The following is a 12,756-nucleotide window of genomic DNA, read 5'->3' as shown; positions in this document are numbered from 1 at the left end:
GGCTTGCCGGCGATGGCACCCTCAAGATCGCCATCGCCGGCAAGCCGGCTCCTACAGGGCGGGTGGTCCCGGAGGTGCCATCGCCATCGGTGCGGGGAAGAGCGTCAGTCGATGTACTCAAACAACTTCACGATCTTCTGCACACCGGAAACGCCTTGCACCAAATTGGTCGCTTGCGCAGCTTCCTGCTTGGTCAGCAGGCCCAGCAAGTAGACGATGCCGTTTTCAGTGACGACCTTGATGCGCGATCCAGGGATGTTCGCGTCGGCGAGCATCTGGGTCTTGATCTTGGTGGTCAGCCAGGTGTCGTTCTGGCGTGCCAGCAACGAGGAGGGCGGCAGGACTTGCAGTTCGTTGTGTACCTGTTTCACGCGCTGGACAGCGGCGGCGGCCTGTTCGGCCTTGGCCTTGAGGTCTGCGCGTGGCGTTTGCCCGGCAAGCAGCACGACACCGTTGAAGCTGGTGACGACGATGTGCGAATCCTTGTCCAGGGCCGGGTCGGCCTTGGCAATGTTCACGCCGACCTTGGTGTCGATCAGCGAATCGTCGATCTTGCTGCCCAGTGTGCGAGTACCGCGGTCGTCATCGATCGGCGCCTCACGGCTGGCGTTCACCACCGAGGTGCAGCCGCTGATGCCGAGGCACAGGGTCAAGGCCAGTAGGCCAAGGCGATTAGGGGTCATTCTTCACTCCCGAACAGTTGGCTGTCGATCAAGTCGCAAAGGCAATGGATCGCCAGCAGGTGGACTTCTTGAATACGAGCGGTGACGTTGGCCGGTACGCGAATCTCGACGTCCTCGGGCAACAGCAGCGACGCCATGCCGCCGCCATCACGACCCGTCATTGCTACGACAATCATTTCGCGATCATGTGCGGCCTGGATCGCTTGAATTATGTTGGCCGAGTTGCCGCTGGTGGAGATAGCCAGCAGCACATCGCCCGGCTGGCCGAGTGCGCGGATCTGCTTGGAGAAGATTTCGTTGTAGCTGTAGTCGTTGGCGATCGAGGTGATCGTCGAGCTGTCGGTCGTCAGGGCGATGGCCGGCAGGCTCGGGCGCTCGCGCTCAAAGCGGTTGAGCAGCTCGGACGAGAAGTGCTGGGCGTCGCCGGCAGAGCCGCCGTTGCCGCAGGAAAGCATTTTGCCTTCGTTGAGCAGGGCATTGACCATGACCTGGCTGGCTTGCTCGATGTGCGGTGCAAGTACTTCCATCGCCTGTTGCTTGGTGTCGATACTGGCCTGAAAAAGCTGGCGAATTCGGGATTGCATGTCCATCTGTGTGACCTTAATTAGCGCGGCTGTCCGGCACATGAAATGTGCAGCCCGCAAAGCAAAGAGCAAAAGTGTTGGGTGATAGTGTCTGGTTCGCAATGCCGGCGATCAGCCGTCGAAGGCGTTCTGTAGCCAGTTCAACTGATCGAGGTGGCTGTCGATGGCAATCACGTCGAAGCGGCAAGGGGAATTGGCCCAGCGCGACTCGCATTGAAGAAAATACTGCGCGGCGAAAATCAGTTTTTGCCGTTTGCGCTCATCGATGCTATCGAGCGCACCACCCCATTGAGTGTTTTTTCTGTAGCGGACTTCAACGAATACTACTGTATCGCCATCTAGCATGACCAGATCAAGCTCGCCGCGTTTACACAACCAGTTCTGCGCCAGCAGGCGCAGACCCTGTTGTTGAAGATGCTCGAGCGCATGGCGCTCGGCATCGATACCGCTTTGCCGGCGTGACCTGTCGGGCATCAGCGAGCGGTGTCCGGCAGACGCTGGATCTGACCATTGGTGAACTGGGCCCAAGGCAGCTGGCGCACCACCCGCTGGCTCTGGGTCATGCCGAGGCTGCCCGATTCACCGTCGATGCGGCTGTCCGGCAGAGACTTGAGCTGGCCCAGGCGTGGTGCCAGTCGATAGGCGTCTACGCCCATGGCATACAGGCGACCCAGGCTGCCGGCGGCTTGCGGCCACTGGGCGGTCACCTGGCGGCGTAGCGGGTCATTGGAGTCCAGCAACCATGGCGTTTCGCAGAAACGAATGCCGTTCATGTCGTTGTACTGGTTGATGTCGCCGCTGGCGCTGAACACGTGGGAGGTGGCGTAGACCGGCACATCGCCTGCGTACTGGAAGTTCAGGGTCGGTTTGATCTGCTGGGCCTGTTGCGGCGTTGCGGCGAGGAAGATGAATTCGATGTCCTGGCGGCGCGACGGCTGCGCAGCTACCTGCGAGCCAACGGTGCTTTGCAGGCTCTTGGCGCGACCTTCGCTCTGGCGCAGCTGGAACATGTCGGCAATCTGCTGGGCCAACTGGACCGGCTGGTCGACACGCTCGGTGGCAACCACGGTGCCGCCATTGGCTTGCCAGTCCTGGCTGAACGCCTTGAGCACGCGGTCACCCCATTCACCTTTCGGCACCATGATGGCGGCGCGATGCAGGCCGTCAGCGCGGGCGCGGCGCGATACTTCGCGGGCTTCGTCTTCAGCGGCAAGACCGAACTGGAACAACTGCGCAGGGCCTTGATCGCCTTCGCTGTAGTTCAGTGCCAGGGTGGTGATCGGCAGTTGCGGGCGAGTGCTCAGCTGTTTGACCAGCGGCTTCTCCAGCGGGCCGACGACCAGTTGCACGCCATCGGCCTGGGCCTTGCGGTAGAACTCGTCCATGGAGGTCAGGCGCGAGCTGTCATAAAACTCGATGGCGGGCGGTTTCTGCCCGGCCTGTTGTGCCTGGTAGTGAGCGGCCATGAAGCCGTCACGCAGCGCCTTGCCAACCGAGGCCAGTTGGCCGTCCTGAGGCAGCAGCAGGGCGATCTTGCTCAGGGGCTGGCTGGCCAGTTCCTTGAGTTGGGTCAGTGGCTGCGGCAATTGAACGGCGGCCGGGTGTTTCGGGTTCTGCGCGCGCCAGTTGTCGATGGCGGCCTGTTGCTGCTCCAGGGTGCCGGCAGATTTCACGGCCAGCGCCAGGGCCATCCAGCCGCCGAGATCGTCGGTGGTATTCGGTTGCAACTGCTCGATTGGCAGCGAAGCGATCAGGGTCCAGATGGCTTCGTGGTTTTTGCTCGCGGCTTCACCTTTGAGCATCGGTGCAATGAATATGCGCTCGCGGGCGGCGGCGAGGGTCTGGCCATCGGCTTCCAGGGCGCGGGCGTGAACGGTGCCGGTGCGGACCTGTTGCTCTACGGGCAGCTCGCTCAAGCGTTGCATGCTCGGATGGCTCAAGGCGGTCAATGCTGCCTTGGGCTGGTTGCGGGTCATGGCCAGTTCGGCTGCCAGGGTGTTGGCGAAAACCTGTTGCCCCGGCTTGAGCTGCTCGACAGGGACCTGCTGCAGGATTTGCGCGGACTGGCCGGCATTGCCCTGGCGATAGGCCAGGTCGGCGGCGCTCAGGCGCAGCAGTGCAGCATCTTCCGGCGATTTGCTTTGGGCGGCCTTCTCGAGCAACTGCTCGATACTGGCGTCCGGTGTCCGTGGAAGTTCGCCAAGGCTGGAGGAGGGCGAGCTGGCGCAAGCCGCCAGCAAGGCAGCGAGGCAGAGGGCAGATAACAGCCGCAGGCAAGCGATCATGTAAGCGTTCCTGATACTCGATCAAATTAGCGTGGAATTGTACCCAAGCACTGGCCGGGGCGCGATGTTACTGGCGTGAATCGATCAATTTAGCTGGTGTAAATGTTGCGCCAGTGCACAAACGGTCGCCGAAACCGCCAGTGCGCGCACGTATCGTGAGCCTCGCTACGCGCTACAATGGCAACTTTTACCGATCATGAGGTGTGCGCTTTGACTGCTCCAGGTGCTTTGAATTCCGCTGCTGGCTCGCTTTATGTGGTGGCGACGCCCATCGGCAACCTGGATGACATCAGTGCGCGGGCGCTGAAGATTCTGCGTGAAGTGGCCTTGATCGCCGCGGAAGACACCCGCCATTCCCAGCGCTTGATGCAGCACTTCGGTATTTCGACGCCGTTGGCGGCCTGCCATGAGCACAACGAACGGGATGAAGGTAGTCGCTTTATCACGCGTCTGCTTGCCGGTGACAATGTGGCGTTGATCTCCGACGCCGGGACGCCGCTGATTTCCGATCCGGGCTATCACCTGGTGCGGCAGGCACGGGCGGCGGGCATCAATGTGGTACCGGTTCCGGGTGCTTGCGCATTGATTGCAGCGTTATCGGCGGCGGGGCTGCCTTCCGACCGTTTCATTTTCGAAGGTTTTCTGCCGGCCAAGGCGGTGGGGCGGCGTGCGCGTCTTGAACAGGTCAAGGAAGAACCTCGCACATTGATCTTCTATGAGGCCCCGCATCGCATTCTGGAATGCCTGCAAGACATGGAGCTGGTGTTCGGCCCCGAGCGCCCGGCGCTGCTTGCCCGCGAGCTGACCAAGACCTTTGAAACCCTCAAGGGGTTGCCGCTGGCCGAGCTGCGCGAGTTCGTCGAGTCGGACAGCAACCAGCAGCGCGGCGAGTGCGTGGTATTGGTCGCGGGCTGGTCTGCACCGGAGGAGGAAGGCGCCGTCAGCAGCGAGGCAATGCGCATTCTCAACCTGCTGCTCGAAGAAATGCCGCTCAAGCGCGCGGCTGCTTTGGCGGCGCAAATCACCGGTGAGCGCAAGAATGTGCTGTACCAGATCGCGCTGGATAAACAGAAGGGCGAGTAAAACCCGACGCGCAGGTGTGCTGATAGGCGTTTGGCGCTTGTTCTTCGGGCGCTCTGCCGGTAACCTTCGCGGCGGAGAGTCGATCGGACAGTCGCTGCCCTCTATGAAAATTAGGGGGGGGAGGAAAGTCCGGGCTCCATAGGGCGAAGTGCCAGGTAATGCCTGGGAGGCGTGAGCCTACGGAAAGTGCCACAGAAAATAACCGCCTAAGCGCTTCGGCGCCGGTAAGGGTGAAAAGGTGCGGTAAGAGCGCACCGCACGTCTGGCAACAGTTCGTGGCTAGGTAAACCCCACTTGGAGCAAGACCAAATAGGGTCCCAAGGCGTGGCCCGCGCTGGGACCGGGTAGGTTGCTAAAGATGTCCAGTGATGGCCATCGTAGACGAATGACTGTTCAAGACAGAACCCGGCTTACAGATCGACTCTCCACCTTTTCTCCCCTCTGCTTAAATCTTTGAGCAAGGGGTAGAGTGATAGCAATTTCCCTCCTTACACATTCACCCGCAGAACCTCTTTTGTAATACCAAAAAAATCTTACTCTTAATAAATTACTTTAACTTCCGAACGCAGCCTCCTGTGCTGATTCAAGTTATCGGGCAGTTTCATCTGCCGGTTTCTCGTTACCTCTCCGTTAAGGCTCCTAAATCTCAGTTCTGTAAGGCTTTTCCTTTAATCCGCGCCTTGACGGTGTGGTGGGCGCATTCCTATAGTGTGCACAAGTGGCGGAAAGTGGCATGAAGTGGGTTTTTTGAGCTCAAAACGCTAGAATTTGGAGAAACGCTGACGTGTTTCGCGGAGCTAACGCTATCAGTCTCGATGCAAAGGGCCGTCTCGCCATGCCGAGCCGGTACCGTGACGAGCTCGATTCGCGCAGTTCCGGTCAATTGATCGTGACAATTGATGCCGTTGATCCTTGTTTATGTGTTTACCCCCTCGATGAGTGGGAAATTATTGAAACCAAACTGCGCGCACTGCCTTCGCTTCGCGAAGAGAACCGCCGCCTGCAACGTTTGCTGATTGGTAATGCCGTCGACCTCGAGCTCGATGGCAGTGGTCGTTTTCTGGTTCCGCCGCGTCTTCGTGAATATGCCAAGTTGGATAAGCGCGCGATGTTGGTAGGCCAACTGAACAAGTTCCAATTGTGGGACGAGGATGCCTGGAGCGCGGTTTCTGCCGCTGACCTGGCTGCTATTCAACAACCGGGCGCCATGCCTGAAGAACTGCGTGATTTGATCCTGTGACTATTGATAGCGGCTTTAACCACATCACCGTACTGCTTGACGAAGCCGTCGAGGCTCTCGCCGTACGTCCTGATGGCTGCTATCTGGACGGTACGTTCGGGCGCGGCGGACACAGCCGGTTGATCCTCAGCCAGCTCGGTCCCGATGGTCGCTTGCTCGGGTTCGACAAAGATCCACAAGCGATTGCCACCGGGCAGACGCTAGCGGCCGAAGACGGCCGCTTTGTCGTTGTGCAGCGCAGCTTTGCCGAGCTCGGTTCGGAAGTCGCCGAGCGCGGTCTGGCCGGCAAGGTCAGCGGCGTGCTGCTGGATCTTGGCGTGTCCTCGCCACAGCTCGACGACCCTGAGCGCGGCTTCAGCTTCCTCAACGATGGCCCGCTGGACATGCGCATGGACCCGTCCCGTGGCATCAGCGCAGCTGAATTCGTCAACACTGCTCCCGTGGAAGAAATCGCCCGTGTTTTCAAGGAATACGGCGAAGAGCGTTTTTCCGGTCGCATGGCCCGTGCCGTGGCCGAGCGCCGCGACATCAAGCCATTCGAGCGCACCGGTGACCTGGCGGAAGTCCTGAAGGTCGCCAACCCGGCGTGGGAAAAGGGCAAGAACCCGGCAACCCGCGCGTTCCAGGGCTTGCGTATTCACGTCAACAACGAACTGGGTGATCTGGAGACCGGCCTCGAAGCCGCGCTGGAGTGCCTGGAAGTGGGCGGCCGCCTGGTGGTGATCAGCTTCCATTCGCTGGAAGACCGCATCGTCAAACTGTTCATGCGCAAGCTGGTGAAAGGCGAAGCCGACAACCTGCCGCGCAACCTGCCGGTTCGGCACGTCGCTTTCGAACCGAAAATCAAAGTCCATGGCAAAGCGCAGACGGCCTCCGACGCCGAACTCAAAGCCAACCCACGTTCCCGTAGCGCTGTCATGCGTGTGGCGGAGAAGCTGCGGTGAGCAGGCTTTTCGCCAAGCCATTGCCCGGCGGAAGCTTTTTCATGCTGCTGCTGTTTGTCGGCGTGCTCGTGTCGGCCATCGGCGTGTCTTACAGCGCCCACTGGAACCGTCAGCTATTGAATTCGCTGTACAACGAATTGAGCGTGCGCGACAAGGCGCAAGCCGAGTGGGGCCGGTTGATTCTGGAGCAGAGCACCTGGACCGCCCACAGCCGTATCGAAGTGCTGGCCACCGAACAACTGAAAATGCACATCCCCGGTGCCGCTGACGTGAAGATGGTGGCGCCATGATGAAACTCGAAGGTGCACTCTTTCCTTGGCGGTTCCGCGTGGTGCTGGGTTTGCTCGGCATCATGGTGGCCGCGATTGCCTGGCGCATCATCGATTTGCAAGTGGTCGACCGTGCCTTCCTTAAAGGCCAGGGCGATGCTCGCAGTGTTCGTCATATTCCAATTCCGGCTCACCGTGGCCTGATCACCGACCGTAACGGCGAGCCTTTGGCCGTGAGTACTCCGGTCACCACCCTTTGGGCCAACGCCAAGGAAATGCAAACGGCCAAAGAGAAGTGGCCGGCACTGGCGGCAGCCCTGGGGCAAGACCCTAAAGCCTTGGCCGAGCGCCTTGAAGCGCAAGCCAATAAAGAATTCATTTACCTGGTGCGCGGGCTGACGCCTGAGCAGGGCCAGGCGGTGCTCGATTTGAAAGTGCCTGGCGTCTATGGCATCGAAGAGTTCCGCCGTTTCTATCCGGCCGGTGAAGTGACCGCGCACATGGTCGGCTTTACCGACATCGATGACCATGGCAAGGAAGGTATCGAGCTGGCCTATGACGAATGGCTGGCCGGGGTGCCGGGTAAACGACAAGTCATCAAGGACCGGCGCGGCCGGTTGATCAAGGATGTCCAGGTCACCAAAAACGCCAAGGCCGGCAAGCCCTTGGCGTTGTCCATTGACCTGCGCCTGCAATACCTGGCCAACCGCGAACTGCGTAACGCGATCATCGAGAACGGCGCCAAGGCCGGCAGCCTGGTGATCATGGACGTGAAGACCGGCGAGATTCTCGCAATGGTCAACCAGCCGACCTACAACCCGAACAACCGCCGCAACCTGCAGCCGGCGATGATGCGTAACCGCGCGATGATCGACGTGTTCGAGCCAGGCTCGACCATGAAAGCGATCTCGATGAGCGCGGCCATCGAAACCGGCCGCTGGAAACCGAGCGATACCGTCGAGGTGTATCCGGGCACCTTGCAGATTGGCAAGTACACCATCAAGGACGTATCCAAGTCCGAAGGCCCGGTGCTCGACCTGACCGGCATCCTGATCAATTCCAGTAACGTCGGAATGAGCAAGGTCGCGTTCGATATCGGCGGCGAAACCATTTTCCGTCTGGCGCAGAAGGTCGGCCTCGGCCAGGACACCGGCCTGGGCTTCCCGGGCGAGCGCGTCGGCAATCTGCCGAACTACCGCGAATGGCGCAAGGCAGAAACCGCCACGCTGTCCTACGGCTACGGTGTTTCCGTGACCGCGATCCAGTTGGTCCACGCCTTCTCGGCCCTGGCCAACAACGGTCGCCTCGCACCGCTGACCCTGATCAAGACCGACAAGGCGCCGCAAACCACTCAGGTGTTGCCGGAGGCGGTCGCGAAAACCATGCAAACCATGCTGCAGCAAGTGATCGAGGCGCCGCGCGGTGTGTTCCGTGCGCAGGTGCCGGCATATCACGTGGGCGGCAAGTCGGGTACTGCACGTAAAACTTCGGTTGGCACCAAGGGCTACGCGGAGAACTCCTATCGCTCGCTGTTCGCCGGTTTCGGCCCGATGAGCGATCCGCGCTACGCCATCGTGGTCGTTATCGACGAGCCGACCAAGGCCGGTTACTTCGGTGGCCTGGTTTCCGCGCCGGTGTTCAGTCGCGTGATGTCGGGCACCCTGCGCCTGATGAACGTCACGCCAGACAACCTGCCACCTACTCAACAAGCGAACGCAACACCGGTCGTTCCGCTGAAAGCCAATGGAGGGCGCGGCTGATGTCTCTGAGCCTGAACAAGATTTTCCCTCACGCCGGCCACGATCTGCTGATTCGCGAGCTCGCCCTGGACAGCCGCAATGTGCGTGCGGGTGACCTGTTCCTCGCCGTGCCGGGCGGGAAGTTCGATGGTCGCGCGCACATCGCCGACGCGCTTGCGCGTGGCGCTGCTGCCGTCGCCTATGAAGTGGAAGGCGCCACTGTGCTGCCGATCACGGAAGTGCCGCTGATTCCGGTCAAAGGGCTGGCGGCCCAGCTGTCGGATATCGCCGGGCGTTTTTATGGCGAACCGAGCCATCACCTGAACCTGGTGGGTGTGACCGGCACCAACGGCAAGACCAGCGTGACTCAATTGGTCGCCCAGGCCCTGGACCTGCTCGGCCAGCACTGTGGCCTGGTTGGCACACTCGGTTCCGGTTTCCATGGTGCGCTGCAAAGCGGCCTGCATACCACGCCGAATCCGATTGCCGTGCAGGCGACCCTGGCAGATCTGAAAAAGGCCGGGGCCAAAGCCGTGGCGATGGAGGTTTCCTCCCATGGCCTGGACCAGGGCCGTGTGACGGCACTGGCCTTCGATGTGGCCGTGATGACCAACCTGTCCCGCGATCACCTGGATTACCACGGCACCATGCAGGCCTACGGCGAAGCCAAGGCCAGGCTGTTTGCCTGGAATGATTTGAAATGCCGCGTGGTCAACCTCGACGACGATTTCGGTCGGCAATTGGCTGCCGACAAGCGCGAGTCGCGGCTGATTACCTACAGCCTGGAAGATTCCAGTGCCTACCTGTATTGCCGCCAGGCGCAGTTCGACGACGAAGGCGTGCGCGCCACGCTGGTCACGCCGCAGGGCGAGCACCACTTGCGCAGCACTCTGCTCGGTCGTTTCAACCTGAGCAACGTGTTGGCAGCGGTGGGTGCATTGCTGGGTCTGGACTACGCACTGGACGAAATCCTCAAGGTACTGCCCAAACTCGAAGGCCCTGCCGGACGCATGCAGCGTCTGGGTGGAGGTTCGCAGCCGCTGGTGGTGGTCGATTACGCCCACACCCCGGATGCCCTGGAAAAAGTCCTGATGGCCTTGCGCCCTCACGCCAAGGGCCGGTTGTTGTGCCTGTTCGGCTGTGGCGGTGATCGCGATCGTGGCAAGCGTCCGTTGATGGCCGAAGTCGTCGAGCGTCTGGCCGACGGCGTGCTGGTGACCGATGACAACCCGCGTACCGAAGATCCATCGGTGATTTTCGATGACATCCGCGCCGGTTTCACGGCTGTGGATAAAGTGGCGTTCGTTGCCGGTCGTGGTCAGGCGATTGCCCGGCTGATCGCCAGCGCCTCGGTGGATGACGTGATCGTCCTGGCCGGTAAAGGTCATGAGGACTATCAGGAAATCAACGGCGAGCGTCATGCCTTTTCCGATCTGGTCGAGGCCGATCATGCCTTGACCGCGTGGGAGGTGGCCCATGCTTAAAGCCCTGCAGCTGAGCGAACTGACCGGAGCGCTGAATGCACGCCTGGTTTCGACTGATGCCAGCTTCGACGGCGTCAGCATCGACAGCCGTGCAATCAAGTCGGGCCAACTGTTTATTGCCCTGGCCGGTCCGCGTTTTGACGGTCATGACTATCTCAATGAAGTGGCGGCCAAGGGCGCCGTGGCCGCGCTGGTCGAGCGAGAAGTCGCTGACAGCACGCTGCCGCAGTTGTTGGTCAGCGACGCCCGTCAGGCATTGGGGCAGTTGGGCGCGCTCAACCGTGCTGCGTTCACCCAGCCCGTTGCCGCCGTGACCGGTTCCAGCGGCAAGACCACGGTCAAGGAAATGCTTGCGAGCATCCTGCGTACGCGCGGTGCCGTGCTGGCGACCCGTGGCAACCTGAACAACGACCTCGGCGTGCCGCTGACCTTGCTCGAACTGGCGCCGGAACACACCGCCGCGGTGATCGAACTGGGTGCCTCGCGCCTGGGCGAAATTGCCTACACCGTCGGCCTGACCAGGCCGCACGTGGCCATTCTCAATAACGCCGGGACCGCCCACGTCGGCGAATTCGGCGGGCCGGACAAAATCGTCGAAGCCAAGGGCGAGATCATTGAAGGGCTGGATGCCGATGGCGTCGCCGTTCTCAATCTCGATGACAAGGCATTCGGCATCTGGAAGACGCGCGCCGGTGATCGCAAGGTGCTGACGTTTGCGCTGAGCAACTCCAGCGCCGACTTCTACGCCAGTGACCTGGCCACCGATGCTCGTGGCTGCCCGGCGTTCAATCTGCACAGCCCTGAAGGTGTGGAGCGCGTTCAACTGAACCTGCTCGGCACCCATAACGTCGCCAACGCCATGGCTGCCGCCGCTGCCGCCCATGCCCTGGGCGTGTCGCTGTTTGGCATCGCCACCGGCCTTGGCGCGGTGCAACCGGTCAAGGGTCGCACCGTTGCACAGCTGGCCAGCAATGGCATGCGCGTGATCGATGACACTTACAACGCCAACCCCACCTCGATGTGCGCTGCCGTTGATATACTGGCCGGCTTTTCCGGTCGCACCGTCCTGGTGCTCGGGGATATCGGCGAGTTGGGCGAATGGGCGGAGCAGGGGCACCGCGACGTGGGCGAGTACGCCCGCGGCAAGGTTTCTGCGCTGTACGCCGTCGGGCCAATGATGGCCCACGCCGTGAACGCATTCGGTCCACAGGCTTTTCACTTCAGCACGCAGGCTGAACTGATCAAGGCCCTGGGCGCCGAGCAAGACACAAACACCACCATTTTGATCAAGGGGTCGCGCAGCGCTGCGATGGAAAACGTCGTCGCCGCCTTGTGCGGGTCCAGCCTGGAGAAACATTAATGCTGCTGCTGCTAGCGGAGTATCTGCAACAGTTCTACAAAGGCTTCGCGGTCTTCCAGTACCTGACCCTGCGGGGGATTCTCGGTGTGCTGACCGCGCTGGTCTTGTCGCTGTGCTATGGCCCGTGGATGATCCGCACTTTGCAGAACCGTCAGATCGGTCAGTCCGTTCGCAACGACGGCCCGCAGTCGCACCTGTCCAAATCGGGAACCCCGACCATGGGCGGCGCGCTGATTCTGTCGTCCATCGGTGTCAGCACCCTGCTGTGGGCTGACCTGACCAACCGTTACGTCTGGGTCGTACTGCTGGTGACCCTGCTGTTCGGCGCCATCGGCTGGGTCGACGACTACCGCAAGGTCATCGAGAAGAACTCCCGTGGCTTGCCGAGCCGCTGGAAGTATTTCTGGCAATCGGTATTCGGCCTCGGCGCAGCGATCTTCCTTTATATGACCGCCGCGACGCCGGTGGAAACCACCCTGATCCTGCCGATGCTCAAGGACTACAGCATTCCGCTGGGCGCAGGCTTCATCGTGCTGACCTACTTCGTGATCGTCGGTTCGAGCAACGCGGTCAACCTGACCGACGGCCTTGACGGCCTGGCGATCATGCCGACCGTGATGGTCGGTGGTGGCCTGGGGATCTTCTGCTACCTGTCGGGTAACATTAAATTCGCCGAATACCTGCTGATTCCTTATGTACCGGGCGCCGGTGAGTTGATCGTGTTCTGCGGCGCGCTGATCGGAGCAGGCCTGGGCTTCCTCTGGTTCAACACCTATCCGGCACAAGTGTTCATGGGTGACGTCGGCGCACTGGCGCTGGGCGCGGCCCTGGGCACCATCGCGGTGATCGTTCGTCAGGAAATCGTCCTGTTCATCATGGGCGGCGTGTTCGTGATGGAAACCCTGTCAGTGGTCATTCAGGTTGCCTCCTTTAAGCTGACCGGTCGCCGCGTATTCCGCATGGCGCCTATCCACCACCACTTTGAACTCAAGGGCTGGCCCGAGCCGCGCGTGATCGTCCGTTTCTGGATCATCACCGTGATTCTCGTGCTGGTTGGCCTTGCCACCCTGAAGCTGAGGTAGAAA

General features: G+C 61.0%; 12 protein-coding genes and 1 other RNA gene. 9 read left to right on the top strand and 4 right to left on the bottom strand.

What is annotated here, in order from left to right:
- Positions 1-104: 104 nt before the first annotated feature.
- The 4 genes from EI969_RS06565 to EI969_RS06550 all read right to left on the bottom strand — a co-directional run bounded on the left by EI969_RS06565 (position 105) and on the right by EI969_RS06550 (position 3,552).
- On the bottom strand, positions 105-683 hold the full coding sequence (locus EI969_RS06565; RefSeq protein WP_160386684.1) for a BON domain-containing protein: 579 nt from the start codon (positions 681-683) through the stop codon (positions 105-107).
- Positions 680-1,273: a phosphoheptose isomerase gene (locus EI969_RS06560; RefSeq protein ID WP_028624534.1), complete on the bottom strand. Its 594-nt coding sequence runs from the start codon at positions 1,271-1,273 to the stop codon at positions 680-682. Before EI969_RS06560 ends, EI969_RS06565 begins: the two co-directional genes overlap by 4 nt.
- Positions 1,274-1,378: 105 nt before the next feature.
- Positions 1,379-1,741: a YraN family protein gene (locus tag EI969_RS06555; protein WP_160386682.1), complete on the bottom strand. Its 363-nt coding sequence runs from the start codon at positions 1,739-1,741 to the stop codon at positions 1,379-1,381.
- Positions 1,741-3,552: a penicillin-binding protein activator gene (locus EI969_RS06550; protein WP_160386680.1), complete on the bottom strand. Its 1,812-nt coding sequence runs from the start codon at positions 3,550-3,552 to the stop codon at positions 1,741-1,743. The genes EI969_RS06555 and EI969_RS06550 overlap by 1 nt, the downstream gene beginning before the upstream one ends.
- A gap of 177 nt (positions 3,553-3,729) precedes the next feature.
- Here EI969_RS06550 and rsmI point away from each other — a divergent pair, with 177 nt between their 5' ends.
- The 9 genes from rsmI to mraY all read left to right on the top strand — a co-directional run bounded on the left by rsmI (position 3,730) and on the right by mraY (position 12,753).
- A complete protein-coding gene (rsmI, locus tag EI969_RS06545) occupies positions 3,730-4,635 on the top strand; it encodes a 16S rRNA (cytidine(1402)-2'-O)-methyltransferase (protein ID WP_173900780.1) in 906 nt (301 codons plus the stop codon).
- Positions 4,636-4,710: 75 nt separating this feature from the next.
- Positions 4,711-5,064, top strand: an RNA gene (gene rnpB / locus EI969_RS06540) — RNase P RNA component class A.
- A gap of 355 nt (positions 5,065-5,419) precedes the next feature.
- Positions 5,420-5,875: a division/cell wall cluster transcriptional repressor MraZ gene (gene mraZ / locus EI969_RS06535; protein WP_160386678.1), complete on the top strand. Its 456-nt coding sequence runs from the start codon at positions 5,420-5,422 to the stop codon at positions 5,873-5,875.
- Positions 5,872-6,819 (top strand): 16S rRNA (cytosine(1402)-N(4))-methyltransferase RsmH, encoded by a 948-nt coding sequence (rsmH, locus tag EI969_RS06530; RefSeq protein ID WP_007972589.1) that lies wholly within the window; start codon positions 5,872-5,874, stop codon positions 6,817-6,819. The genes mraZ and rsmH overlap by 4 nt, the downstream gene beginning before the upstream one ends.
- Positions 6,816-7,109 (top strand): cell division protein FtsL, encoded by a 294-nt coding sequence (gene ftsL / locus EI969_RS06525; protein ID WP_056726225.1) that lies wholly within the window; start codon positions 6,816-6,818, stop codon positions 7,107-7,109. Before rsmH ends, ftsL begins: the two co-directional genes overlap by 4 nt.
- Positions 7,109-8,848, top strand: coding sequence for a penicillin-binding protein 2 (locus tag EI969_RS06520; RefSeq protein ID WP_178120578.1), 1,740 nt, complete (start codon positions 7,109-7,111; stop codon positions 8,846-8,848). The genes ftsL and EI969_RS06520 overlap by 1 nt, the downstream gene beginning before the upstream one ends.
- Positions 8,848-10,311, top strand: a complete 1,464-nt coding sequence (locus EI969_RS06515) for a UDP-N-acetylmuramoyl-L-alanyl-D-glutamate--2,6-diaminopimelate ligase (RefSeq protein WP_160386674.1) — start codon at positions 8,848-8,850, stop codon at positions 10,309-10,311. The genes EI969_RS06520 and EI969_RS06515 overlap by 1 nt, the downstream gene beginning before the upstream one ends.
- Positions 10,304-11,671 (top strand): UDP-N-acetylmuramoyl-tripeptide--D-alanyl-D-alanine ligase, encoded by a 1,368-nt coding sequence (gene murF, locus EI969_RS06510; RefSeq protein ID WP_160386673.1) that lies wholly within the window; start codon positions 10,304-10,306, stop codon positions 11,669-11,671. The genes EI969_RS06515 and murF overlap by 8 nt, the downstream gene beginning before the upstream one ends.
- Entirely contained in the window at positions 11,671-12,753 is a 1,083-nt protein-coding gene (gene mraY, locus EI969_RS06505; protein ID WP_160386671.1) for a phospho-N-acetylmuramoyl-pentapeptide-transferase, read from the top strand. The genes murF and mraY overlap by 1 nt, the downstream gene beginning before the upstream one ends.
- Positions 12,754-12,756 lie beyond the last annotated feature (3 nt).

Origin of the sequence: Pseudomonas sp. PB101 (assembly GCF_009764265.1) — a bacterium.
Taxonomy (GTDB): domain Bacteria; phylum Pseudomonadota; class Gammaproteobacteria; order Pseudomonadales; family Pseudomonadaceae; genus Aquipseudomonas.
Note: the sequence above shows the minus strand (reverse complement) of the source record. Positions and strands in the feature narration are given on the sequence as shown.

Excerpts from the sequence above, each read along its gene's own strand:
- murF (WP_160386673.1), top strand. The coding sequence starts at position 10,304 with ATGCTTAAAGCCCTGCAGCTGAGCGAACTGACCGGAGCGCTGAATGCA.
- rsmI (WP_173900780.1), top strand. The coding sequence starts at position 3,730 with ATGGCAACTTTTACCGATCATGAGGTGTGCGCTTTGACTGCTCCAGGT.
- EI969_RS06520 (WP_178120578.1), top strand. The coding sequence starts at position 7,109 with ATGAAACTCGAAGGTGCACTCTTTCCTTGGCGGTTCCGCGTGGTGCTG.
- EI969_RS06515 (WP_160386674.1), top strand. The coding sequence starts at position 8,848 with ATGTCTCTGAGCCTGAACAAGATTTTCCCTCACGCCGGCCACGATCTG.
- EI969_RS06565 (WP_160386684.1), bottom strand. The coding sequence starts at position 683 with ATGACCCCTAATCGCCTTGGCCTACTGGCCTTGACCCTGTGCCTCGGC.
- EI969_RS06560 (WP_028624534.1), bottom strand. The coding sequence starts at position 1,273 with ATGGACATGCAATCCCGAATTCGCCAGCTTTTTCAGGCCAGTATCGAC.
- EI969_RS06550 (WP_160386680.1), bottom strand. The coding sequence starts at position 3,552 with ATGATCGCTTGCCTGCGGCTGTTATCTGCCCTCTGCCTCGCTGCCTTG.
- EI969_RS06555 (WP_160386682.1), bottom strand. The coding sequence starts at position 1,741 with ATGCCCGACAGGTCACGCCGGCAAAGCGGTATCGATGCCGAGCGCCAT.
- mraY (WP_160386671.1), top strand. The coding sequence starts at position 11,671 with ATGCTGCTGCTGCTAGCGGAGTATCTGCAACAGTTCTACAAAGGCTTC.